General features: G+C 64.5%; 21 protein-coding genes. 14 read left to right on the top strand and 7 right to left on the bottom strand.

Going from position 1 to position 22,772, the window contains the following annotated elements:
• Window positions 1–12: 12 nt before the first annotated feature.
• Window positions 13–1,983 carry a 4Fe-4S binding protein gene (locus VGR99_RS25375; protein WP_326902313.1) on the bottom strand — a complete coding sequence of 657 codons (1,971 nt, stop codon included), beginning with the start codon at window positions 1,981–1,983 and terminating at the stop codon, window positions 13–15.
• 135 nt (window positions 1,984–2,118) lie between these two features.
• Here VGR99_RS25375 and VGR99_RS25370 point away from each other — a divergent pair, with 135 nt between their 5' ends.
• The 10 genes from VGR99_RS25370 (at window position 2,119) to VGR99_RS25325 (ending at window position 11,312) form a co-directional block, all read left to right on the top strand.
• Entirely contained in the window at window positions 2,119–2,886 is a 768-nt protein-coding gene (locus tag VGR99_RS25370; RefSeq protein WP_414645168.1) for a biotin/lipoate--protein ligase family protein, read from the top strand.
• Entirely contained in the window at window positions 2,883–3,422 is a 540-nt protein-coding gene (locus VGR99_RS25365) for a DUF6505 family protein (RefSeq protein ID WP_326902312.1), read from the top strand. The genes VGR99_RS25370 and VGR99_RS25365 overlap by 4 nt, the downstream gene beginning before the upstream one ends.
• A complete protein-coding gene (locus VGR99_RS25360) occupies window positions 3,419–4,426 on the top strand; it encodes a DUF6352 family protein (protein ID WP_326902311.1) in 1,008 nt (335 codons plus the stop codon). Before VGR99_RS25365 ends, VGR99_RS25360 begins: the two co-directional genes overlap by 4 nt.
• On the top strand, window positions 4,423–4,938 hold the full coding sequence (locus VGR99_RS25355; protein ID WP_326902310.1) for a DUF3305 domain-containing protein: 516 nt from the start codon (window positions 4,423–4,425) through the stop codon (window positions 4,936–4,938). The genes VGR99_RS25360 and VGR99_RS25355 overlap by 4 nt, the downstream gene beginning before the upstream one ends.
• Entirely contained in the window at window positions 4,935–5,579 is a 645-nt protein-coding gene (locus VGR99_RS25350) for a DUF3306 domain-containing protein (RefSeq protein ID WP_326902308.1), read from the top strand. The genes VGR99_RS25355 and VGR99_RS25350 overlap by 4 nt, the downstream gene beginning before the upstream one ends.
• A gap of 109 nt (window positions 5,580–5,688) precedes the next feature.
• Window positions 5,689–6,468 carry a Cro/CI family transcriptional regulator gene (locus VGR99_RS25345; protein ID WP_326902307.1) on the top strand — a complete coding sequence of 260 codons (780 nt, stop codon included), beginning with the start codon at window positions 5,689–5,691 and terminating at the stop codon, window positions 6,466–6,468.
• A gap of 29 nt (window positions 6,469–6,497) precedes the next feature.
• Window positions 6,498–6,716 carry a twin-arginine translocation signal domain-containing protein gene (locus VGR99_RS25340; RefSeq protein ID WP_326902306.1) on the top strand — a complete coding sequence of 73 codons (219 nt, stop codon included), beginning with the start codon at window positions 6,498–6,500 and terminating at the stop codon, window positions 6,714–6,716.
• Window positions 6,713–9,661 carry a formate dehydrogenase subunit alpha gene (locus VGR99_RS25335; protein ID WP_414645171.1) on the top strand — a complete coding sequence of 983 codons (2,949 nt, stop codon included), beginning with the start codon at window positions 6,713–6,715 and terminating at the stop codon, window positions 9,659–9,661. The genes VGR99_RS25340 and VGR99_RS25335 overlap by 4 nt, the downstream gene beginning before the upstream one ends.
• 11 nt (window positions 9,662–9,672) lie before the next feature.
• A complete protein-coding gene (gene fdh3B / locus VGR99_RS25330) occupies window positions 9,673–10,269 on the top strand; it encodes a formate dehydrogenase FDH3 subunit beta (RefSeq protein ID WP_063688766.1) in 597 nt (198 codons plus the stop codon).
• Window positions 10,270–10,304: 35 nt separating this feature from the next.
• Window positions 10,305–11,312 (top strand): formate dehydrogenase subunit gamma, encoded by a 1,008-nt coding sequence (locus VGR99_RS25325; RefSeq protein ID WP_326902450.1) that lies wholly within the window; start codon window positions 10,305–10,307, stop codon window positions 11,310–11,312.
• Window positions 11,313–11,334: 22 nt separating this feature from the next.
• On the opposite strand, the gene VGR99_RS25320 is transcribed toward VGR99_RS25325, so the two are convergent.
• From VGR99_RS25320 to VGR99_RS25295, 6 genes are all read right to left on the bottom strand, one after another.
• Window positions 11,335–11,538 (bottom strand): hypothetical protein, encoded by a 204-nt coding sequence (locus VGR99_RS25320; protein WP_326902303.1) that lies wholly within the window; start codon window positions 11,536–11,538, stop codon window positions 11,335–11,337.
• A 248-nt stretch (window positions 11,539–11,786) separates the two neighbouring features.
• Window positions 11,787–13,190 (bottom strand): four-carbon acid sugar kinase family protein, encoded by a 1,404-nt coding sequence (locus VGR99_RS25315; RefSeq protein ID WP_326902302.1) that lies wholly within the window; start codon window positions 13,188–13,190, stop codon window positions 11,787–11,789.
• Window positions 13,187–14,392, bottom strand: coding sequence for a ribulose-bisphosphate carboxylase large subunit family protein (locus tag VGR99_RS25310; RefSeq protein WP_326902301.1), 1,206 nt, complete (start codon window positions 14,390–14,392; stop codon window positions 13,187–13,189). The genes VGR99_RS25315 and VGR99_RS25310 overlap by 4 nt, the downstream gene beginning before the upstream one ends.
• Before the next feature lie 15 nt (window positions 14,393–14,407).
• Complete coding sequence (locus VGR99_RS25305; protein ID WP_326902300.1) at window positions 14,408–14,947, bottom strand: VOC family protein; 540 nt, start codon at window positions 14,945–14,947, stop codon at window positions 14,408–14,410.
• 17 nt (window positions 14,948–14,964) lie between these two features.
• Window positions 14,965–16,875: a TRAP transporter large permease subunit gene (locus VGR99_RS25300; RefSeq protein WP_326902299.1), complete on the bottom strand. Its 1,911-nt coding sequence runs from the start codon at window positions 16,873–16,875 to the stop codon at window positions 14,965–14,967.
• Between the two features lie 5 nt (window positions 16,876–16,880).
• A complete protein-coding gene (locus tag VGR99_RS25295; protein ID WP_326902298.1) occupies window positions 16,881–17,897 on the bottom strand; it encodes a TRAP transporter substrate-binding protein in 1,017 nt (338 codons plus the stop codon).
• Window positions 17,898–18,033: 136 nt separating this feature from the next.
• Between VGR99_RS25295 and VGR99_RS25290 the strand changes: the two genes are divergently transcribed.
• The 4 genes from VGR99_RS25290 to VGR99_RS25275 all read left to right on the top strand — a co-directional run bounded on the left by VGR99_RS25290 (window position 18,034) and on the right by VGR99_RS25275 (window position 22,757).
• A complete protein-coding gene (locus VGR99_RS25290) occupies window positions 18,034–19,089 on the top strand; it encodes a LacI family DNA-binding transcriptional regulator (RefSeq protein WP_326902296.1) in 1,056 nt (351 codons plus the stop codon).
• Window positions 19,090–19,476: 387 nt separating this feature from the next.
• On the top strand, window positions 19,477–20,403 hold the full coding sequence (locus VGR99_RS25285) for a LysR substrate-binding domain-containing protein (RefSeq protein WP_326902294.1): 927 nt from the start codon (window positions 19,477–19,479) through the stop codon (window positions 20,401–20,403).
• A gap of 282 nt (window positions 20,404–20,685) precedes the next feature.
• Window positions 20,686–21,558 carry a tripartite tricarboxylate transporter substrate binding protein gene (locus VGR99_RS25280; RefSeq protein ID WP_326902293.1) on the top strand — a complete coding sequence of 291 codons (873 nt, stop codon included), beginning with the start codon at window positions 20,686–20,688 and terminating at the stop codon, window positions 21,556–21,558.
• Between the two features lie 29 nt (window positions 21,559–21,587).
• The gene (locus VGR99_RS25275; protein ID WP_326902449.1) at window positions 21,588–22,757 is read left to right on the top strand and encodes a CaiB/BaiF CoA-transferase family protein; all 1,170 of its coding nucleotides are present in this window, start codon (window positions 21,588–21,590) and stop codon (window positions 22,755–22,757) included.
• Window positions 22,758–22,772: the final 15 nt, after the last annotated feature.

The raw sequence follows: 22,772 nt of genomic DNA, 5'->3' as shown, positions 1-22,772 counted from the left end.
CAGGTTCGCATCCTAAGACTTGCCGTTCCGCCCTCGCGGATAGTCCTCGGTGGTTCGAGGCGGCGCGCGTTCCGGAACGGACTGGAACGGATCGAACTGCCGCTCGCTCATCACGGTCACGCGGCAATCCGCGCACATCCTGATTGCGTCGAGACGCTTGTCGCCGGCCGGATACATCCAATGCCGGCCCTCCAGCTTCGCTGCGATCCGATCGATCGTACTCTTGACGCCGAATGCGGCACCGCAGCGGATGCAGAGCGCAGGCTCCTCCTCCTTGATCACTTGTGCCGGCGCGCGGCCGGCGCGGAAATCGATCTGCGGCCTGAGCGTGATAACCTTTTCGGGGCAGGTGCTCTGGCACAGCCCACATTGCACGCAGGCATCCTCGACGAATCTGAGCACCGGACGCTCGGGATCGTCGCGCAGTGCGCCGGTCGGACAGGCGGAGACGCAGGAGAGGCACAACGTGCAACCATCCGTATCGACGCTCACCGCGCCGATCGGCGCGCCCGGCGGCAGGGCGATCACGTCGACGGGCTTGGGCGCTAGGCGGTGCAATTCGCTCAAAGCAAATCGCAGCAGGTCGCGCCGCTTGCCGACTGTCCTGAAGGTTGCCGGCGTCGCGACCGCGGCAAGCATCTCGAGCTCGCGCAGTTGCGCGCCGAGCGCGTCGGGATCGTCGGTTTCGATCGTGGTCACACGGTGCCCGTCAAATCCGAGGCCCGCAAGAATGGGTTCGGCGAAGGCGATCGTCTGCGACAGCCCGGTCACCTCGTGCCGAGGCTTTGCGCGCAGCAGGAACCGCACGGCGGACGCGCCGTAGGCGAACGCGGCGATGACCGCTTCCAACCCGACCTGTGTCAGCTCATTAACGGCGAGGGGAAGCACGTTGGCCGGCAGTCCGTCGCCGTGACGGGCGAGCGCGTCGATCAGCGCCGTGCCGTGCGGACCGTCATGCAGCAGCAGCACCGGATGCGTGCCGCCGGCCTCGCGATAGGCGAGCAGGATGGCACGCATGATCTGCAACTGGGTGTCGGGCGGTGGCAGCGCGTAGGATGCAGCGCCCGTGGGGCAGGCGGCTGCGCACTGCCCGCAGCCGGCGCAGATTTCCGCATTGACAGCGACATGGTCGCCGGCCGGCGTGATCGCACCGGTCGGACACAGATCGAGGCAGCGATGGCACCCGGTCAGATTCGAGCGCGAATGCGCACAAAGGCTGGGCGTGAAGTCGACATATTTCGGCTTGTCGAAGCTGCCGACGAGATCGCGCGCGGCGAGCACGGCCCGCAGCACGGCGGCGGGATCTCTGGGGTCTGCGCGCAGGTAGCCGTCGCGCAGGTCGTGCGCGGGAAACAGCGGCATCTCGCCGGAGAGGTCGAGCACGAGATCGCAGCGCGAGGTCGCCCCGTTGCGCGGAGCTTCGAATACGAAGCGGTCGCGCGAAGAAGGGCGTGGCTGGGCGTAGTCGTCGATGATGAGTTCGAAGGCGCCAAAGTGTCCGCGCGCGTTGCGGATCGTGCCCTTCACGATCGGGAAGTCCGTCGCCGTCGGCGGCGCGATGTCTGCCGGCTGCTTGAGCATGACGGTGACATCGAGGTGGTCCGCGAGCAGCCGGCCGGCGTCGATCGCGGCGGCGTCGCGCCCGTAGATCAGGATGACGCCGTCGCTCGATAGCGTGACCAGCGGAAAGTCTGGCCTGGGAATAGCTGCCGCCGCAAGCAGCGCAGCCATCTTCGCGCCCGCATGCGCGCCGTCGCGCGACCAGCCCGCCGTCTCGCGGATTTTGACGAAGGTGATCCCGTCAGGGCGCTCGCCGGCCTCATCGGTGAACTGCGCCGCCTGCTGCGTGCAGGCGACGGTCAGCGCGCCGTCTGCCTTTGCTGCGTTGCGGAAATGATCGAGTTCCGCGCCGCAGAGGTGACGAAAGTTCCTGATCTCGCAGTTGGGGCAGCCACGCCGGATCGCGGCCGTGTCGAGGCGCATCGTGTCTTCGCACGAGCAGATCAGGACGGTCTTCGCTGGCTGCTCCAGGTGAATCCCTCCGTCAGTGTGGCGCAGAGCGGACTCGCGCCGTTTCTGCACCTCGTATAGATATTCCCTATCGGGAAGAAAAGGAAAGTGGAGGCGGCCTTGCCGTCGACCCCTAACGTCCATGTTTCCCTGGCGGAACCGATCCATCTGCCGCCGCCATTCGCGCTCGTCCGGCTGCGCGAGGGGGGAGACGCCTTTGCCCACGCTTGCCGCATTGCACACGATAGCGGCGCCGGCACGCTGGTCTATGTCGGGCGGTTCGATCTTGCCGAATTTGCCGTGGTGCTCGAGCCGGGCGAATCCTTGAGCACAGCGCGGTGCGCCTTCTATGCAGGCATGGTCGCGCTCACCGATGCGCTTCGCGCCTATGCGCCGCCGAACAAGACGGTGGCGATCGACTGGCCCGACGCGGTCCGGATTGATGGCGGCCTGGTCGGTGGCGGACGGCTGGGATGGCCGTCGTCCGCGCGCGAGGACGATCCGCCGGCCTGGCTCGTGTTTGGCGCCATGATCCGGACCGTTGCGATGACGGACCAGGGGGGAGGTGTTCACCCGCTTGCGTCCGCGCTGGACGAGGAGGGGTTTGGCGAAGCTGGGGCCGTGCAGGTCACCGAGAGCTTTGCGCGGCACCTGATGCGGGCGATCGACACCTGGCGGGTCGATGGTTTTGACAGCGTTGCGCGCGACTATCTGAGCCGCTTGGCTCGCGAGCGGCAAACGCTGCAGCGGATCGACGATCGCGGCGATCTCCTCACACGGCGCATCGGCACCGACAAGACCGAGCGGGGCGAACTCGTCGAAGCACTCGCTACGCCGTCCTGGCTCGATCCGAAGCTCGGAGGACCGCGGCTATGAAACTCTTGCGCACCATCGCGCTCGATCCCTCCGACACTTTCGTGTTCGACGCGGCGGCCGAGCCGGGCGAATGGGCAGTCTCCGGCGCCTTCCGCTTCTGCGATCAGGATCCGGCGAAGTTGACCGGCAAGGCACGCGCCGCCTTCCGGAGTGGCTTCCTCGGCGTGAAATCCTGGGGCTGGTCGACACTGACGCAGATTGTCCCGGCGACAGAGGACGATTGCCGGGCGCTGATCGAGCTCCTCGCCAGGCAACTCGTCGATCGCTTTGGCGCGCCGGACGTTGCGACTGCGAGAGCTGCTGCGGAGGAGGAAATCGCCTTCGTGCAATCGCTCTGCGTCCACCCGATCAGCTCGCTGATCGCTGTCCACCGCTCGGCAAGCGGTGGCGAGGTCCGCGAGGCGTTCCGCAGGTTGCAACTGCGCGAAGGCCAGGGACACGGCAAGGCATTCTCGTTCATGGAAGTGGAGGATGACGTAGAGCCGGACCATGATCTCCACCTTGCCGATATGGGGCGGGAGCCGCGGCCGCGATGAAGGATTTCTGGATCGCGTGCGGCCACCATCTGCTCGATCGCGACGAGAGCGGCGGGCTTTGTGTCACCGATGAGTTCCTCAAAGCCTGTTTTGCCCGTCCGGAGCTGATGCCGCCGCGCGATGCATGTCCGGTCGAACGAAGGCTGCACCGCGAGCTGCTCGGCGACCCACGCCAGGCTGTCAGCGCGGACGAGATCGCTGCGGTCACCGATGAGGACGCACGCGAAAACTGGCGGTTCGTGCTCGCCTTTCGCGATCTCCTCTTGCGACATCCAACGCTTGAGGCGGCCTACCTCGCAACCGTCCGGTCGCGGGCCAACGATCTGCCGCCGCTATTCGTCAATCAGCTCGTGCACGTGATCCTGCGCAATGCGCTCGATGGCTGCGACGACCCCCTCGTGCTGCGTGCGGCCGAGCTGTTCTTCCGTCAGCAGCGCATCCTGCCGCATGAGCAGGCCTTGCTGCTCGGCGACGAAGAGGTCGTCGGTGGGCAGAGCCAGACGCCTGTGCTCTCGCTGATGTCGATGCTGGGGGCAATGACCGATGGCCAGCTTGACGTGCTGCGCGACGAGAACGCCGGTGATTATTGGCAACGAAGCGACCATTTCGACATGGCGTACGACCTCACCGCGGGTGGCCGAGGACCAATTGCGCTGGCGCAGGTGATGGTGCGCTGGATCTCCCATTTGCTGGCGGTCGATGTCGCCGTCGAGCCGCTGCGCGAGTTGCATGATGCGCGGCTCACCTGGTATGTCGGGCTCGACGCCGATGCCACGAGAATAGGCGACAATCTCTGGCATGGCGAGCGGCTCGACGAACACAGCGCCGGGCGCGTGCTCGCCCTGTTCCGCCTGACGTTTGCGGACACGAGTGCGGCGATGGACGATCTGCGAGGCGAGCCGGTCTATCTCATCCTCGCGATGACGCCGGACCAGAAGCTTCGGATGAAGCCGCAGAATCTGCTGACGGGGCTACCGATCAAGCGCCTGGAGATGGTGACGTGAACCCCGCCGCGCTGCCGCTTCTCCGCTTTCCCGTCGGCATCGTGGTCGAGCGACACAAGGCGGGCTCGGCGTGGACCGACTTTGTCTGGCGCGCTGTTGCTGTGCTGCCGGACGAGCCGGGCACAAAGCCGTGGACGGTTCTCCGCGAAGAGGACGGGACGACGCTTTTCTACGCCGGGAGTGCCACGGTCGATCTCTATCCGTCCGAGACGGCGCGCTATCGCGACAATCTCGCTTCGGGCAGTCCGAGCATTTGGACTGTGTTGTCGCCCGCAGAAGGCGCCTGGCCCTATTCGGTGACCGCCGCCACCGCAGATCCCTCGGAAGGCGAGGCATTCACCGAGGCCGGCGCCAATCTCGTCGAGGCGGTGCCCATGCCGGAGATGCTGCGCGAGGCGATTGAAAATTTCGTTGCCGAGCTCCATGTCGAACGGGAGTTCTTCAAACGCAAGCGACGGCAGGCCGATCCGGAGGCGCTGGCGCGCCGTCAGCATGAAGGCGGACGCGAATGAGTGAAGATGAGTTTCTGGCGCGGTGGTCCCGCCGCAAGCAGGAGGCGAGGGCGAACGCCACGCCGCCGGACAAGGTCATGCACGACGACGTGCATTGTGCACCAGCGCCCGCGATCAAGGACGACGAGATGGAAGTCGACCTGTCGAGCCTGCCTTCGATCGAGTCGATTACATCAGCTACGGACGTCAGGGCTTTCCTGCGCAAAGGGATTCCGCAGGAGCTGACGCGTGCGGCGCTTCGTCGCGCCTGGAGTGCCGATCCCACCATTCGCGATTTCGTAGGGCTTGCGGAGAATGCATGGGACTTCAATGATCCGGCGGCGATGCCGGGCTTCGGTCCGCTGGATTGCACCGAGGGAGAGCTGGCCGCGCTCCTTGACAGGATCGTCGGCGGCCTCCGCAAGTCAGCTGAGGCGCGGTCCGAGACGCCGGCTGAAGTTGCGGGTTCTTCGCAGGAATTGCGCCAAGCCGAGGCGCCAGACGTTGAGATCATCGCCGAAGAAGCCGCGACCACCGAACCCGCGGTTCCTTCCGCAACGCAACCAACGCACGTTGTAAGCACCGAAAGCGAACGAGTCTCGGTTCGGCGCCGCACGCATGGTGGTGCATTGCCCCGCCAGGGACCCGACGAAAGACCATAGCCTCAGGCTATGGGAGGCGATTGACCCTCCGCGGAACCGGGACTACGCTTCGTCTAGCGCTTTGTAACAAAAGCAAAATCAAGCATTTGGGACTTTGATGGAGGTCCATATGCGTGATGATGGTCTCGATCGCGCCATTGACGCCGCTGGCGGCGTTGCCCAGCTTGCGCGCAAAATCGGGATCAGCCAGCCTTCCGTTTCGAACTGGAGCAAGATACCCGCACAACGGGTGATTGCAGTCGAAGCTGTCACCGGCGTATCGCGCAGTGACTTGCGGCCTGATCTGTATGGCGAGCCGCTCTTGTCCGAAGAGCCGATTGACCCCGTCGATGCGGCGCGTGCGCAGGAATATCGGCTGCTGGCGACATTCTTGTCCGCGGCGCCGTCAGAATGGCTCCTCGACCAACTGACCAGATTGTCGGGCGACGCGACGCCGCTCGGGCGCGCGCATGCTGCGCTAGCCGCAGCCGCCGCCGAGTCCGACGCAGCGAAGGTCGAACGCGAATATTTCGACCTGTTCGTCGGGCTCGGCCGCGGCGAGGTCTTGCCCTATGCCTCCTACTATCTGACCGGCTTTCTCAACGAGCGGCCGCTGTCACGCCTGCGCGCCGATCTTGCTGCGTTGGGAATCGAACGCGTCGCGAACAATTCGGAGCCGGAAGATCACGCGGCCATCCTGTGCGAGATCATGGCAGGCTTTGCCGGCGGCCGCTTCGAGGCGTCGTCTGACGTACAGCGCGCCTTCTTCGAGAAACACGTTGCTCCCTGGATGGGGCGGCTGTTCGCCGATATCGAGAGAGCAGAGAGCGCCACCTTCTATCGTGCGGTCGGCGCGTTCGGTCGCGCCTTCATCGAGATCGAGACGGAAGCATTCACGTTCGCCAACTGAGCCGCACGTGCAGGTCCAGGAGAGATGCGATGAGTGAAAACGGGAAAACCACAAACGCGCGCCGTGCCTTCTTGCGCAAGGTCGGAATCGGCACGGTCGGCGCCGGTGCGACGCTCGCGATGCCTCTGGTCGGCCCCGCGCAGGCCGATAGCGAAACCAACGATGAGAAGCGAAAGGCTCGCTACAAGGAAACTGATCACGTCAAGGCCTTTTATCGCGTCAACCGTTATCCGGCCAAGGGAGGCTGACCGTGCTGACCAGGCGAACACACCAGCATTCTTCACGCCACGGCTCCGTCGCGGAGTCCCTTGCGGGTCAGGCTAGCGGTCTCGACCGCCGCAATTTCCTGCGCAAATCCGGTCTTGCCGGCGGCGCGCTCGCAGCTCTTGGCACTCTGCCGATTGGCAGCGTGCGCAAGGCAGAAGCGGCCGCTGCCGGGCCGCTCACTGCAGGCGCGACCATCCGCAAGAGCATTTGCACCCACTGTTCGGTCGGATGCACGGTGACAGCGGAGGTCCTGAACGGGGTGTGGATCGGCCAGGAGCCGAGCTGGGACTCCCCGATCAATCGCGGCTCGCATTGTGCCAAAGGCGCCTCCGTGCGCGAGCTCGTGCATAGCGAGCGGCGGCTACGCTACCCGATGAAGCTTGTGGGCGGGCAGTGGACCCGCGTTTCCTGGGACACCGCGATCAACGAAATCGGCGACAAGCTTCAGGCCGTGCGTGAGAAGTCCGGCCCCGATTCCGTCTACTGGCTCGGCTCGGCCAAGATGACCAACGAGGGAGCCTATCTGTTCCGCAAGCTCGGCGCGTTCTGGGGAACCAACAACACCGATCATCAGGCCCGCATCTGCCATTCAACGACCGTCACCGGCGTCGCCAACACCTGGGGCTACGGTGCGATGACCAACAGTTACAATGATATCCGCAATGCGAAGACGCAGGTCATTTTGGGCGGCAATCCGGCCGAGGCGCATCCGGTATCGCTGCAACACCTGCTCGAAGGCAAGGAGCTGCAGAAGGCCAACTTCATCGTCATCGACCCGCGCCTGACGCGCACCGCCGCACACGCGACAGAGTACGTGCGCATGCGGCCAGGCACCGACATCCCGGTGCTCTACGGCATCATGTGGCACATTCTCCAGAACGGTTGGGAGGACAAGGAGTTCATCCGGCAGCGTGTCTACGGATTCGACGATCTCCGCAAGGAAGTGGAGAAGTGGCCTCCGGAAGAGGTCGAGCGCGTGACCGGCATTCCCGGCGAGCAGCTCAAGCGCGTCGCCAAGATGTTTGCCACCGAGAAGCCCGCGACGCTGATCTGGGCCATGGGGCAGACGCAGAAGACGGTCGGCACCGCCAACGTGCGGGCGAGCTGCATCGCGCTTCTGATGACAGGCAATGTCGGCGGAGCTGGCATGGGAGCCAACATCTTCCGTGGCCACGACAACGTGCAGGGCGCGACCGATGTCGGGCTCGATATCGTCACGCTGCCGTTCTACTACGGCCTCGCGGAAGGCGCCTGGAAGCACTGGTCGCGGGTTTGGGAGGTCGACTACGATTTCCTGAAGTCGCGCTTCGATACCAAGCAGATCATGGAAACTCCCGGCATTCCGCTGACCCGCTGGTTCGAAGCGGTGACGCTGCCGAAGGATCAGGTGGCGCAGAAGGACAATGTGAAGGCTGTGTTCGTGCAGGGACACGCCTCCAACAGCATCACCCGCATTCCGGAATCACTGAATGGCCTGAAGGCACTCGAGCTGCTCGTCATCGCCGACCCGCATCCGACGACCTGGGCCTCGCTCTCGGTCGAAGCCGGACGCAAGGATGGCGTCTACATCCTCCCGGTCGCCACACAATTCGAGTGCAAGGGGTCGCGGGTGGCCTCGAACCGCTCGTTGCAATGGGGCGAGCAGATCGTGAAGCCGATCTTCGAGTCGAAGGATGATCTCGAGATCATCTATCGCTTGGCGAAGAAGTTCGGATTCGCCGACCAGATGTTCAAGAACATCAAGGTCGAGAACAATCTGCCCGAGGCGGAGGATGTGTTGCGCGAGATGAACCGCGGTAGCTGGTCGACCGGCTATTGCGGGCAATCGCCGGAGCGCCTCAAGGCGCACATGAAGAACCAGGCGAAGTTCGACCTGCTGACGATGCGGGCGCCGAAGGACGATCCCGAGGTCGGCGGCGACTATTACGGTCTGCCCTGGCCATGCTGGGGATCGCCGGAGGTCAAGCATCCCGGCACGCCGCTGCTTTACAACACCAATCTGCATGTGATGGATGGCGGCGGCACGTTCCGCCCACGCTTCGGCATCGAGCGCGAGGAGAAGCTGCCGGACGGCACGACGCGGAAAGTGAGCCTGCTCGCCGACGGCTCGTACTCGCTGGGATCGGGGATCCAGGACGGCTATCCGGAGTTCACGCTGGCGAGCCTGAAGAAGCTCGGCTGGGACAGCGAGCTCACCGAAGCGGAGATGGCAACGATCAACAAGATCAATCCCGCCAATCCAGACACGGTGTCGTGGTCGCTCGACCTGTCGGGGGGTATCCAGCGCGTGGCGCTGGCGCATGGTTGCGTGCCGTACGGCAACGGCAAGGCGCGGATGAATGCCTTCGGCTTGCCCGATCCCATTCCGGTCCACCGCGAGCCGATCTACACGCCGCGCGTCGACCTCGTCGCCAAATATCCGGCGCTACCCGACGCCAAGCAGTTCCGCATGCCCAACATCGGGTTCTCGGTGCAGAAGGCGGCGGTGGAGAAGGGAATTGCAAAACAGTTCCCGCTCATCCTGTCGTCCGGCCGTCTGGTCGAATATGAGGGCGGCGGCGAGGAGACCCGCACGAACCCGTGGCTCGCCGAATTGCAGCAGGACATGTTCATCGAGATCAATCCTGCCGATGCCGCCGACCGCGGCGTCAAGGACGGCGGCTGGGTCTGGGTCACGGGCGCGGAGAACAATTCCAGGGCGCGGATGAAGGCGCTCGTCACCGAGCGTGTCGGCAAGGGAGTTGCCTGGATGCCCTTCCACTTCGGCGGTTGGCTCGCAGGCAGAGACCTTCGCGGCAACTATCCGAAGGGGACCGACCCGATCGTGCTCGGCGAAAGCGCCAACACGATCACCACCTACGGCTACGATCCCGCGACAGGCATGCAGGAGCCCAAGGTCACTCTCTGCCAGATCGCGGCGGCATAGGAGCAACGACGATGGCACGTATGAAATTCCTCTGCGACGCCGACCGTTGCATCGAATGCAATGCCTGCGTCACCGCTTGCAAGAACGAGCACGAGGTGCCCTGGGGCATCAACCGGCGACGCGTCGTCACCATCAATGACGGTAAGCCTGGCGAACGCTCAGTCTCGATGGCCTGCATGCACTGCACGGACGCGCCCTGCGCGGCAGTGTGCCCGGTGAACTGCTTCTATACCACCGCCGACGGCGTGGTTCTGCACTCCAAGGACCTCTGCATCGGCTGCGGTTACTGCTTCTACGCCTGTCCGTTCGGCGCGCCGCAATATCCGAAGGTCGGTAATTTCGGCTCGCGCGGCAAGATGGACAAATGCACCTATTGCGCCGGCGGCCCGGAAGCCGATGGCAGTAAGGAGGAATACGAGAAATACGGCGCGAACCGGCTTGCCGAAGGCAAGCTGCCGCTCTGCGCCGAGATGTGCTCGACGAAGTCGCTGCTCGCTGGCGACGGCGAGATCATCGCTCAGATCTACAAGGAGCGCGTGCTGAAACGCGGCTACGGCTCAGGTGCCTGGGGCTGGAAGACGGCCTATCGCGAGACGATCGAGTCCTGATGCGAGTTGCGACGGAGAACATCCAGGAGGACCTCATGGTGTCATGTGGAAAGTTCGTTCGGCTTGCCTTCGGCACCTGGGCTCTGCTCCTGCTCGTCATGGCGGCGCCGGTCCCGGTGTGCGCCCAGCAGGTCAACCCGACCGCGAGCTCGGTGAGGGAGCAGCAGTTGTTGCAGGAATTCGACCGCATCCAGGGCCGCGTCAGCATCCCCGACCAACGCTCCAGTGTGCTGGTGCAGCCGCAGGGGCGCGAATGGCGCGAATTCCGTACCGTGATCCTGCGCTGGATCGGCGGCGTTGCCATTATCGGCATGCTCGCGACGATCGTGATCTTCTATCTGACGCGCGGCATGGTTCGTCTGGAAAGTGGACGGTCGGGCCGCACGGTCGTGCGCTTCAACGTCTATGAGCGTTTCGTGCACTGGATGACCGCGACCTGCTTCATCATTCTGGCGATCTCCGGATTGAACATTACCTTTGGACGGCCGCTGCTCTTGCCGTTGATCGGCTTCGAAGCTTTCTCCGAATGGTCGCAATGGGCGAAGTACGCCCACAACTATCTGAGCTTCCCATTCACCGTCGGCGTGGTCTTGATCTTTCTGATGTGGATCGCCGGCAACATCCCGAACAAGGTGGATATCGAGTGGGCGAAGCGCGGAGGCGGCATGTTGGGCCATGATCATCCGCCGGCCTATCGGTTCAACGCCGGGCAGAAGGCGATCTACTGGATTGTCGTCATCGGCGGAGGGCTGATCGCTGCGAGCGGCTATGTCCTCATGTTCCCGTTCTACACCACGGGTATCGAAGGCATGCAGATGGCCCAGGTCGTTCACGCCATCGTCGGCGTTTTGTTCGTCGCCGCGATGCTGGCGCACATCTATATTGGCACGATCGGAATGGAGGGCGCCTTCGAAGCCATGGGCTCGGGTGACGTCGATCTCAACTGGGCACGCGAACACCATAGCCTCTGGCTCGACGAGCAGATGGCGCGGACCGGATCGGACGGCAAACGGTCGCGATCCGCAACCGCTGCGGCGGAATGAACGAGAGACGCTGGCGCGGGCCCTATTGCGTCCGCTCCTTGGCAAACACAACGGAGCGGTCCTCGATCTCTTGGTCGGGTAACGTGCCCGAGCGTTGCGTCTGCAGCTCTCCGACGGACGGCATGCCAGTGTGCCGGGAGGGGGAGAGCACGTGTGATCTGAGCACGCTCGAAGCTGCGCCGATCGCGACAACCGCAACGACCATGGAAAACAGGAACCGTTTCATGCGTCATATCCGTTTGAAGTTGCGTCCAGAGACCAAGGCGTAAGCCTCAATTCCCGTCGTCGATATGAAGCGCGTCACATCTTGTGAGATTTTCTCCGAGCTCGCCGATCACGCGCGCGTAGATGGGATTGCCGTCGCTAGGAGGTGCGGCAACACGTTCAAACGGCACATTCTCTTGCATCGGTAAGCATTGGAAGTATCTGGGTTATCGATTTTCTGTCGTGCCCATGAGGGATTGGCGCGAGAGCTCAAGTTACCTGCGACGGCGCTGTAGAAGCGCCCGACATTCCGAACCCGTCTCTCGCGCGGCAAAACAGATCGACTTCGCCCACCTGTCCGCCCTTTAGCGCGATCTCGATTCTCGCATGCGTGCGATCCGATGATGCGCGGCAGAGCGGTGCCCCCACCGCGAGCGGGGCGATCGCAGTTAACGCATAGATGCCCATGGCCTGTAGCACCTGGCCGGACGTGTCCCCGCCGGCGACCACGGCGCGTTGAAGTCGCGCCGCTTCGAGAATGGAGTCCAGCGCCTGGCCCAGCCCGGCGCCGATGCGGTCGTTCACCGCGGCCGCCGTTGCGCCGCTTGCCTTGACCGCCGCGTTGAGCGCACCGATCGCCGGATCGTCGGGGCCGCTTGCGGTGATCAGGAGCGCATCGCGTCCGGACGAGAGCGCCGCGAGCCCGCGCTCGATCGCCCGGCCGATTTCTTTGGCCCATTCCGCCGCGTCGACAGCGCGTGCAGCATCGATCCGTTCGATATCAAAGCCGTTCTTTGCGGCATGAGCGATCTGTCCGGCGGTGACGGGCGAGCAGGAGCCCGACACGCAGGCGATGCGCTTCACGCCGGCAAGGCGCAGATCGGGCTTGCTGTCGGGAATCAGGCCCGCCGAACGCCAATAGGCGACCAGTGCCTGCTCGACGCCCTGAGAGCCGGCGACAAAGAGCCGTTTCCCGCGATGTTCCCAGATGAGGCGGCCGGATTCGGTCAGCGACGCCTGGTCGAGCACGTCGAGTGAGATGATCTCGATGCCGGCGGCTCGCGCGCGCTCGAGCGCCTGATCCGCGCCGCCATTGGCCATCGTGACGAAGTCGATCAGCCCTATCGATCGCGCGGTCTGGCGCGCGAGGTGCCGGCCAAGATCGGACTCGTCCATCGGCGTCACCGGATGGCGCGACATCGTCGGGTGACGGTCGAGGCGATGGCCGACGCCGTTCACCGTCGCGAACAGATGTCCGAACATCTGATAGCGGCCCATTGCCGGCGAACCGACGAGGAGCGGATGCCAGGTGCCGCCGAGCCGTGGCGCGGCGAGGTCGATCGCGCGTCCGATCGAGCCGATATGCGGTGCGGAATCGAAGGTCGAGCACACCTTGTAGTGCGCGATCGGCGCGCCGATGTCTGCGAGCACGTCGAAGACCGGCGGAAGATTTTGCTCCATCCAGGCCGGATCCTTCGCGCGTGCTGTGCCGGCGATGCCGATGCCACGGAACTGCCTGGAGGCCGCGAGGCGTTGAGGCGTCGGAGGTTCGAGGAACAGAATTGTCGGAAGGCCCGCGAAGGTGAGGGCCTCCATCGCCGCCGACGATCCGGTGTAATCGTCGCCATAGAACGCTACGAGTGGGCCGTCGGGCAGGGCTGGTGTGCCGCTCATGGCTGGCCTGCGATCGCCGTGTCCCACGCCGCGCGCAGATCGGCGACGCCTGCGGCGGGGCCGTTGGGATGAGCGAGAATGCCGCCGCCGGCGGCGAAGATCAGATCGGTCGAGCCCAGCGCGCGCCAGGTGGGTGCGGCCTGCGCCGGCGACTGGCCTGACGAGAACACAGGCATCGCGATGCACGGCTTATGCGCGAACATCGGCGTCAGCGCGGCCCTTGCGGAAGTGATCACGCTGTCATCGGTCTCGCTGAACTTGTTGCCGATGCCGTTGACATGCATGTGGTCGGCGCCGGCAAGCCGCCAGATCTTGTGCCACGCCGTATAATCCCAGCCAAGCGCGGGATGACGGTTCAACGCGCCCCAGCCGTTGCGATGCGCATGAACGGGAAGTTGCGTGTGGCGGCCGAGTTCGATCATGCCGGCGAGTCCGACCGAGTTGATGCTCGCCATCACGCAGGTGCCGCCTTCGCTGAGCACCAGATCGTGGCGGCGGCGCATCTGGTCGATCTCGCCGGTCAGGTTGAAGGCGATCATGACCTTCTTGCCGGTGCGATCGGCGTGTTCGTTGACGACGCGCATCACGGCGCGCACCCGCTCGTCGAATGGGCAATAGGCGCCGTCCGATTGCAGCTCGTCATCCTTGATGAAGTCGATGCCGGCCTCGCACAGCGTGGCGACGAGGTCGGCCGTCTCGACCGGGCTGAGCCCGACGCTCGGCTTGATGATGGTGCCGATCAGCGGACGACCGCTGACGCCGGCGAGCTCGCGTGTGCCGGCGATGCCGAACTTCGGCCCGGGATAGGCGGAGGCGAAGGCGAGCGGAAGCCGCAGGTCGAGCAGCCGTAGGCCGGTGAGCTGGCGAAGTTCCCAGAGATTTCCGGCGACCGCCGTAACCAGATTGGGCAGCGACGCGCCGATGTTGTCGAGTGGCCAAGCCAGCGTCACGCGCGCGCGATGCCAGGGGCCGTCCGGATTGATCGGCCGCGCGACCGGGAGCGATGGTGCGGACGTTGTATCAAGCAGCTCGATACTCTCGACGCGCGCGGCTGCGCGCGCTTTCAACTCGGGCGTCTCGCCAGGCACCGCGACGAATGTTCCGCTCGACTGCTCGCCCGCCATCGTTGCGGCGGCAAGACGCGGATGGACCGGCGTTTCGATCAGGTAGTCGGCTTCGATGCGAACAGGATTTGCCGTCACGGGATCACAGACAATCTAGAGCTTTGTGAGATCGGGAAACGGCCGTACGGGGTCGCGTCCGTCCCAATCCTTGGCCGCCTCGCGGATGAGGTCGAACATCTTGCCCTTGGGGCCTGCGACCTCGGACAATTCGATCACCGTTCCCGGATGGTATTCCGTGTCGAAATAGACGAATCGTCCGCGCGCACCGACTTCGCCGCTCATGACCGGCTTGAATCCCTCGGCTTCGAGACGCGAGAGATCAGCATCGTAATCTTCGGTCCAGTAGGCGACGTGCTGCAAGCCCTTGTGCCCGGCTTTGAGGAAGTCGGCATACATCGACGGTGCATCGTTGCGGATCTGGATCAGCTCCATCTGCAACGGCCCCGAATTCGCAAGCGCCACCGAATTGTGCGGCTCATAGGCCTTGCCGCGATAGCGATAGTTCACGATCGGGACGCGCGGATTGTAGAACCACGGCCCGATGCCGAGTTCGCGGCTCCAATAATCCATGGCCTTCTCGATGTCGTCGACGACGTAGCCGGCCTGCCGGATCTCGCCAAAAAAACGGCTCATTGCATGATTCCCATTGTTCAGAATTTGAGGAAGCCGATCGACAGCCACGGCATGGCGGCGACGACGGCGAGGCCGATGAAGAGCGCGGCGACATAGCCCCAGATGTGCTTGAGGCCTTCGTCCGGCGATATCTTGCTGATCGCACAGGCGCCGTAGTAACCGACGCCGAAGGGCGGCGCGAACAGGCCGATGCCCATCGCGAGGATCACGACCATCGCGTAGTGCACCTCGTGCACGCCGGCCTGCTTGGCGATCGGAAACAGCAGCGGGCCGAACAGCACGATCGCCGGAATCCCTTCGAGCACGCTGCCGAGCACCACGAACGCAACGATCGAGATCGCGAGGAAGCCGTAGGCGCCACCGGGGATTGCCGCCATCGCCTTCGCCAGCTGCTGCGAGAAGCCGGACTGCGTCAGCCCCCAGGCCATGGCTGTGGCGCAGCCGATGATGAAAATGATCGCGCCCGTCAGCGATGCTGTTTCGACCAGCATGGGTTTCAGCCGCCGCCAGGGAAACTGGCGGTAGACCAGAAGGCCCATCAGAACGGCGTAGGCGATGCCGATGGTCGAGACCTCCGTGGCGGTGGCAACGCCTTCGACCACGGCGGCGCGGATCACGAAAGGCAGCAGGATGGCGGGCAGGGCGACCATCGTGAGCTTGGCAATCTCGCGCTTCGAGGCGCGCTGCACGTGACTGAGATCCTCGTGCCGATAGCGCCGCCACACCACCACGCAGAGCGCGCCGCCGACGACAAGTGCCGGCAGCAGCCCGCCCGTGAACAGTGCGGCGATCGAGACGCCGGTCACCGAGCCGATGGTGATCAGCACGATGCTCGGCGGAATGGTCTCGGTCTGTGCGCCGGTGGCCGACAGCAGTGCGACGAGGTCGCCGGGCTTGGCGCCGCGCCGCTGCATTTCCGGCAGCAGCACCGGCGCGATCGCGGCCATGTCGGCGATCTTCGAGCCTGAAATGCCGGAGACGAGATACATGGCGCCGATCAGCACGTAGGACAGTCCGCCCCTGACATGCCCGAGCAGGCTCGCCAGGAACTGGATCATGGCCCGCGCCATGCCGGTCATCTCGATCAGCGCGCCAAGGAAAATGAACAGCGGCACCGCGAGCAGGATCAGATGCGACATGCCCTCGTCGAGGCGGCCGACCATCACCATCATCGGCACGCTCGTCGTCAGCGCGAGATAGCCGAAGGTCGCGAGCGCAAAGGAGAAGGCGATCGGTACGCCGACGAACACGTTGGCTGCGACCACGCCGACGAAGAAGATGATGAGGTTGTAGCGTCCGAGCGGGGCGAGGAGCGGTCCGGCCATCCAGAATGCGGCGATCAGGACAGCGGTGGTGGCAAAGGCCGCAATGACCAGCGCAGGGCGGTGATGCGTCGCGAGACGGATCGCGGCGACGACGGTCATCAGGGTCATGCCGACGGGGATCGCCGATGCACGCCAGGCGTTGCTGATCTCCAGCGCCGGGGTGACGATGATTTGCTCCTCGCTCGCATAGTCGAAGGCCGGATGCAGTATCAGCGCCAGCAAGGCCAGCGGCGCCACCGCCGCGATCGTGTCGAGCAAGGCGCGCGCGCCCGGGCCAACATGGCTGACGAGCCCCGTCATGCGCATATGCTCGCCCCGGCGGAGCGCGATCACCGCGCCCAACATCGAGAGCCAGAGAAACAGGATCGAGGCCAGCTCGTCCGACCAGACCAGCGGATTATGGAAGACGTAGCGCATGACGACGCCGGCGAGCATGATGCCGATCTCGGCCAGCACGAGGCCGGCTGCAATGGTCTCGACCACTGCGCCGAGCCAGCGGTCGACCGTGCCGAAGGTTCCCGCGGACGTGCGCGCGCCGGCATCGGAAGCAGGGTGGGCGGCTGCCTCCAGATAGTCCGTCATCTGATGCTCTGCGATCGTCATCGCGCTCAGGCCAGCTTGCCGACGGCGCCTTCGAGCAGGGCCCAGGTCTCTTCGCCGAAGCGGCCCTTCCATTCGCCGTAAAAGCCGGAATCGCGCAGCTTGGCGCGAAACGAGTCGGGCGAAGGCTTGGTGAAGTTCATGCCCTTGCTCTGGAGATCGGCCTGCACGGTCGCGTTGAACGCCTTGATGTCCTCGCGCTGCTTCACCGCGGCGTCGTTGATGGCGGTGCTGACGATTGTCTTGAGATCGGCTGGAAGGGCGTTGAAGGCGCGGGCGTTGGCGATGAACCAGAAGCCGTCCCAGATGTGATTGCTGATGGCGCAGTATTTCTGGACCTCGTAGAGCTTCGCCACCTGGATGATCGGCAGCGGGTTTTCCTGCGCGTCGACGATGCGGGTCTGGAGCGACGAATAGACCTCGCTGAATTGCAGGCTGGTCGGCGCGGACGCGAGCGCCTTGAACATGGAGATGCTGAGCGGAGACACGGGCACGCGGATCTTGAGCCCGTCCATGTCCTTGGCGCTCTCGATCGGCTTGGCGCCGCTGGTGATCTGGCGGAAGCCGTTGTCCCACATCTTCTCGAACGTATGGAGGCCGACCTTGGCCATGGCGGCGCGGACATGTGCGCCAAGCGCGCCGTCCATCGCCTTCCAGACCTGGTCGTAATCGGCAAAGGCAAAGCCGACCGCGTTGATGGCGGCGACCGGCACCAGGGTCGCGACCACGAGTGCGGAGGGCGTGAAGAAGTTCAGCGCGCCGCTGCGCACCTGGGCGAGCATGTCGGTGTCGCCGCCGAGCTGGTTGTTCGGGAAGATGACGATCTCGACCCGGCCATTGGTCTCCTTGGCGACGCGGTCGGCGGCTTCCTGGGCGCGGATGTTGAGAGGGTGCGTGAGCGGCAGGTTGTTGCCGTATTTCAGCGAAAATTCAGCCGCCCGGGCCGGGCGCGCGAGGCCGCCGATCAGGCCCGCCGCGGGAAGGGCGGACAAGGTTTGCAGGGCGCGCCGACGGGTCAGGGACATGGGCTTTTCCTCCAAGAGAGATTTGATGTTATTTGATGTCTCTGAGACAATGTTGATGCGAAAATTGCGAGTTCGGGCTACCGTGTCAAATGTTAAAGATGATGGTTTTTGATGTATCTGGTGTTTGGGCCCTGAGATGGACAAGCCGTCAGCACCCTCGCTGAGCCGCATCGTCGACGTGGCGCGCCGGGCCGGGGTTTCCACGGCGACCGTCGACCGCGTGCTCAATCGCAGGCCGGGTGTCCGCGCCATTACGCAGCAGCGCGTGCTCGCCGCTGCATCCGAGCTCGACTACATGCCTGCCGAGGATCTCTTGGCGGCGATGCGGCCGAAGCCGATGCGGCTCCTGTTCCTCCTGCCGGCGGGCACCAACCGTTTCCTGTCCACGCTTGGGCAGCTGATCGCGCATTCCGACGGCCGGCTCGCGCCCTTCAACGTCCATTGCCAGGTCGACACCATCAAGAGCTTCAATCCTGAGCTCCTGGCACGTCGGCTCTGGCAGTCCCGCGACAAGGCCGACGGCATCGCCTTCATGGCGCTCGAGCACCCCGTCGTGAGGGAAGCCGTCGACAGGCTCGCGGAGCGGGGAGTGCCTACGGTGACGCTGATCTCTGATATCCTGAATGCGCGCCGCGCGGCCTACATCGGACTGGACAATCGCTCCATCGGGCGTACCGCCGGTTATCTGATCGCGCGCTTTCTGGGCGAGCGTCCGGCCAAGGTCGCAATGATCGCAGGCAGCCTCAGCTACCGCGCGCATGAGGAGCGTGAAATGGGCTTTCTGCACGTATTCGAAGAGTTGTTCCCGGCCATCAAGGTCGTGGGCCTGCGCGAAGGCCACGACGATGCCGACCGCAACTATCGTCAGACCCGCATGCTGCTCGGCCAGCATCCGGATCTTGCGGGCATCTACAACATCGGCGGCGCCGCCGACGGTGTCGCCCGGGCGCTGAAAGAAATGAACCGGGCACGCGACGTCGTCTTCATTGGTCACGGGCTGACGTCGGATACCCGCAGCTTCCTGCTCGACGGAACGATGGACGCCGTCATCACCCAAAATCAGCTCAACACGATGATGAGCTGCGTCGGCATCTTCGACAATCTGCGCGCCGGCCGCAGCGCCATGCACGGTATCGAGGCGCCGCGCAGCGAAATCATCTTTCGCGAGAACATTCCTGCGCTGGGGAGCTAAGATCCAAAGGGGCTTTGCATGCATCCCCGCATTTCGGGACTTGAGCGGGCTGCTCACCCTCTGGCATGAACGAGATGCAGCGGGCTTTCACGCGCCAGGAGCAGCAAGCGGCACCGCTCCTGCACGTCGGCAGCGCGGACGTCGACCAATCTATCGGGCTTGGAGGTGGTCCGCTGCGATTTCCGTTTCGCCCAGTCTCTGCGTGAGGCGCCTTCCGGTGGGCCTTAGAGTGGTCCGCACCTCGCGTTGCTTGCAGAAGCTCGAGCGCGCGGCGGAAGTCTCCCGCTAGAGCCCGCTAGAGCCGAATCCTGGCCGACGCCGCGGCCGGTTGCCATGCGGTCCCGTCCCGTGGATATATGGCGCATCGTCATAACCGGGGTTCGAGGTGTGTCGGCGCGCCTGAATTTTCGCCAGATCGAGGCTTTCCGCGCGGTCATGCTTACCGGCACGACGATCGCGGCTGCCAACATGCTCAACACGACGCAGCCCTCGATCAGCCGTTCGCTCGCGCAGATTCAGTCGGCGGCAAAGCTCAAGCTGTTCGAGCTCGATCGTGGCCGGCTGCGTCCGACGCCGGAGGCGCTCATGCTGTTCGAGGCCGTGCAGCGGAATTTTCTCGGCCTCGAGGCCATAGAGGAGACCGTGGCGCTGCTGCGACGCTCGGGCATCGGGCGGCTCCGCGTGGCCTGTACGCCGGCGCTCGGCATGAGCGTCATGCCGGCCGTCATGGCGAGATTCAAGGTGCGCCAGCCTGACGTTCACATCACGCTCCGGACGATCAGCTCCTACGACGTCCGCGAGGGATTGTTGAACGGCCTGTACGATCTCGGCGTCACCACCAACTCGCTCCAGCTGGAGGGGGCGCAGCTCCAGTCCAAGGTCGTAGATCAGGTGGCCGCGGTTTGCGTGATGAGCCGTTCGCACCGGCTGGCGACGAATGCCCACGTTACACCACGCCATTTCCAGTCCGAGACGTTGCTGACGCTCGACCGGCAGGACGATCTGAGTGACGAGTGGCGGCGGGCGCTTGCGCAGGCCAAGGTGGTGCCGAGTTCGGTGATCGAAACGACCTATTCGGCCACCATCTGCCGCCTCGCCGAGGCCGGCGCCGGCATAGGCGTGGTCAATCCCTACATCGCATCCGTGTTCTCAGACCGGCTGCGCGTGGTCCCGGTCAGGCCGGCGATCGGCGTCAAGGTATTCGTGGCCTATCCGCGGCACGTCTCGATGTCGGCCCTTGCTTCCGAGTTCATCGCGCAGATCGGCGATCAGTTCAAAAACGACGCGCGGCCATCCCGAAGCGGAAGGCGCTGAACGTTCGTTTGGGCGCGCGATCTGCTCGCCGGGTCGAAGGACGGCAGCCGCCCCGAGGCCATGTATATCATTCCTGCATAGTGCAGCCTTGCAAATCGATTGGCCGGGATAGCAGGGCTCTGTCTAGTATCGCTTCCGGCCCGCAAGGTGTGCGTGGGCCATGCCGGGATAGCTGCCACCCTTTCAAAAGGAGCCTCAACGGTGAGGTTGATTTCGGTCGTCCTATCCTTCGTCCTGTGCAGTCCTTTCTATCTCTCGTTAGCTCATGCCAGTCAGATGCGCATGATCGTTCCGTTTGCGGCCGGCGGCACTGCCGACGTTCTCGGACGGATCGTCGCGCAGGAGCTCGGCACGCTCACTGGCAACCAGATCGTGGTCGAAAACCGTCCGGGCAGCGGCGGTAATATCGGTGCGGATTCGGTGGCGCGCGGGCCGGCCGACGGCTCGGTCCTGCTGCTCGGCACGATCGGAATCCACGCCGCGAGCAAGATCTACAAGACCCTGCCATACGATCCGAACAAGGATCTTCAGCCGGTCACGATCCTTGCCGAGGTGCCGAACGTGCTCATCGTGCACCCCTCGGTTCCGGCGAAGGACGTCAAGGAGTTCCTGGCGCTGGCGAAGGAGAGGCCCGGCGCGCTCAATTTCGGCTCGGCCGGCAACGGCTCGTCGACCCACATGATCGCGGAATTATTCAAGCTGAAGGCGCAGGTGGATCTGACGCACGTCCCATACCGGGGAAGCGCTCCGGCGCTGAATGACCTCGTCGCCGGCCAGATCCAGCTCATGGTCGAGAATTTGCCGACGGCGCTGCCGTTCATCGAGAGCGGCACCGTCCGGGCGCTCGGCGTCACCAGTGCGACCCGCTCTCCAAGCCTGCCGTCGCTGCCGACGATCGCCGAGGCCGGCGTTCCCGGATACGACGCAACGGCCTGGTTCACCATCGCCGTTGCCGGTGGTGTCTCGCCCGCGACGGTCGAGAAGCTCAACGCCGACATCCGCAAGATTCTCACAGAGCCCGACGTGATCGAGCGCTTCAAGAAGCTCGGCGCGGTGATCGTCGGCAACAGCGTGGCGGATGCCAAGGCGTTCGTCGCCAGCGAGACCGTGAAGTGGAATGACGTCATCGAAACCGCGCAGATCAAGATCGATTGAGCGCGCACCGCCAGGAATCCGCCGTGTCCATGCCTCTTCAGCGCTTTACTGTCCTCGATCTCACGCGGGTTCGCTCGGGCCCGCTTGCGGTCCGTCAACTCGCCGACTGGGGTGCCAACGTCATCAAGATCGAGGCACCCGAGGCCGTGGACAGTTCGAAGGGCATGGGCGGCGAACGTGACGGCTCCGATTTCCAGAATACGCACCGGAACAAGCGCAGCATCACGCTCAATCTGAAGCAGCCGGATGGGCGCGCGCTATTCTATGCGCTCGCTGCGCAGGCCGATGTGGTCGTCGAGAATTACCGCCCCGACGTGAAGGAGCGTCTCGGCATCGACTACGACAGCCTCAAAGCGGTGAACAAGCGCATCGTGCTCGCGAGCATATCGGGCTTCGGCCAGTCCGGGCCCTATGCGCGCCGTCCCGGTTTCGATCAAATCGCGCAAGGGATGGGCGGGCTGATGTCGGTGACGGGATTGCCGGGACAGGGGCCGGTGCGGGCCGGCATTCCGGTTGCGGACCTGTCGACCGGTCTTTACGCCGCCATCGGCATTCTGATTGCGCTGCTCGAACGCGAGGCGTCCGGTGAAGGCCAATGGGTGCACACCTCCCTCCTGGAAGCGCAGATCGCGATGATGGATTTCCAGGCGACGCGCTGGCTGATCGACAAGGAGCGTCCGGGACAGGCCGGCAACAACCATCCGACCAGCATTCCGACCGGCCTGTTTCGTGCGCGCGACGGCGTGCTGAACCTTGCGGGCGGCGGCGAATCCATGTGGCGTCGCATCTGCGCGGCATTGGAGCTTGGCGACGTGGTGGACCGGCCGGACTTCTCGTCGGAGGAGCTGCGATCGAAGAATCGCGACGCGTTGAACGCGATCCTCCAGGAACGCTTCATTCAGGAGCCGGTCGGCCATTGGGTCCGTCTTCTCAATCAGGCCGGGGTGCCGTGCGGTCCGGTTTACGGGGTCGATGAGATGTTCTCCGATCCCCAGGTCGAAGCGCTCGATATGCGCCTCAAGGTGCAGCACGAGCGGCTCGGGGCGCTTGATCTGCTGCGCAGTCCCATTTCGCTGAGCCGCGGGAAGCGGCGGGCCGAACCGACGCCGGAGCGTGGGGAGCATACGGATGCCGTGCTGAAAGAATTCGGCGTGTCATCCGAACAGATCGCCGAATTGCGCGCGCAGAATGTCATCTAGGCTTGCGGGACCGAT

Source organism: Bradyrhizobium sp., assembly GCF_035935975.1.
GTDB lineage: Bacteria > Pseudomonadota > Alphaproteobacteria > Rhizobiales > Xanthobacteraceae > Bradyrhizobium.
Note: the sequence above shows the minus strand (reverse complement) of the source record. Positions and strands in the feature narration are given on the sequence as shown.

What these genes read in the sequence shown, in the direction of transcription:
- VGR99_RS25305 (WP_326902300.1), bottom strand. Translation starts at nt 14,947, where the DNA reads ATGAGCCGTTTTTTTGGCGAGATCCGGCAGGCCGGCTACGTCGTCGAC.
- VGR99_RS25345 (WP_326902307.1), top strand. Translation starts at nt 5,689, where the DNA reads ATGCGTGATGATGGTCTCGATCGCGCCATTGACGCCGCTGGCGGCGTT.
- VGR99_RS25315 (WP_326902302.1), bottom strand. Translation starts at nt 13,190, where the DNA reads ATGAGCGGCACACCAGCCCTGCCCGACGGCCCACTCGTAGCGTTCTAT.
- VGR99_RS25375 (WP_326902313.1), bottom strand. Translation starts at nt 1,983, where the DNA reads ATGCGCCTCGACACGGCCGCGATCCGGCGTGGCTGCCCCAACTGCGAG.
- VGR99_RS25280 (WP_326902293.1), top strand. Translation starts at nt 20,686, where the DNA reads ATGATCGTTCCGTTTGCGGCCGGCGGCACTGCCGACGTTCTCGGACGG.
- VGR99_RS25300 (WP_326902299.1), bottom strand. Translation starts at nt 16,875, where the DNA reads ATGACGATCGCAGAGCATCAGATGACGGACTATCTGGAGGCAGCCGCC.
- VGR99_RS25365 (WP_326902312.1), top strand. Translation starts at nt 2,883, where the DNA reads ATGAAACTCTTGCGCACCATCGCGCTCGATCCCTCCGACACTTTCGTG.
- VGR99_RS25295 (WP_326902298.1), bottom strand. Translation starts at nt 17,897, where the DNA reads ATGTCCCTGACCCGTCGGCGCGCCCTGCAAACCTTGTCCGCCCTTCCC.
- VGR99_RS25320 (WP_326902303.1), bottom strand. Translation starts at nt 11,538, where the DNA reads ATGAAACGGTTCCTGTTTTCCATGGTCGTTGCGGTTGTCGCGATCGGC.
- VGR99_RS25360 (WP_326902311.1), top strand. Translation starts at nt 3,419, where the DNA reads ATGAAGGATTTCTGGATCGCGTGCGGCCACCATCTGCTCGATCGCGAC.
- VGR99_RS25325 (WP_326902450.1), top strand. Translation starts at nt 10,305, where the DNA reads ATGGTGTCATGTGGAAAGTTCGTTCGGCTTGCCTTCGGCACCTGGGCT.
- VGR99_RS25340 (WP_326902306.1), top strand. Translation starts at nt 6,498, where the DNA reads ATGAGTGAAAACGGGAAAACCACAAACGCGCGCCGTGCCTTCTTGCGC.
- fdh3B (WP_063688766.1), top strand. Translation starts at nt 9,673, where the DNA reads ATGGCACGTATGAAATTCCTCTGCGACGCCGACCGTTGCATCGAATGC.
- VGR99_RS25275 (WP_326902449.1), top strand. Translation starts at nt 21,588, where the DNA reads ATGCCTCTTCAGCGCTTTACTGTCCTCGATCTCACGCGGGTTCGCTCG.
- VGR99_RS25290 (WP_326902296.1), top strand. Translation starts at nt 18,034, where the DNA reads ATGGACAAGCCGTCAGCACCCTCGCTGAGCCGCATCGTCGACGTGGCG.
- VGR99_RS25350 (WP_326902308.1), top strand. Translation starts at nt 4,935, where the DNA reads ATGAGTGAAGATGAGTTTCTGGCGCGGTGGTCCCGCCGCAAGCAGGAG.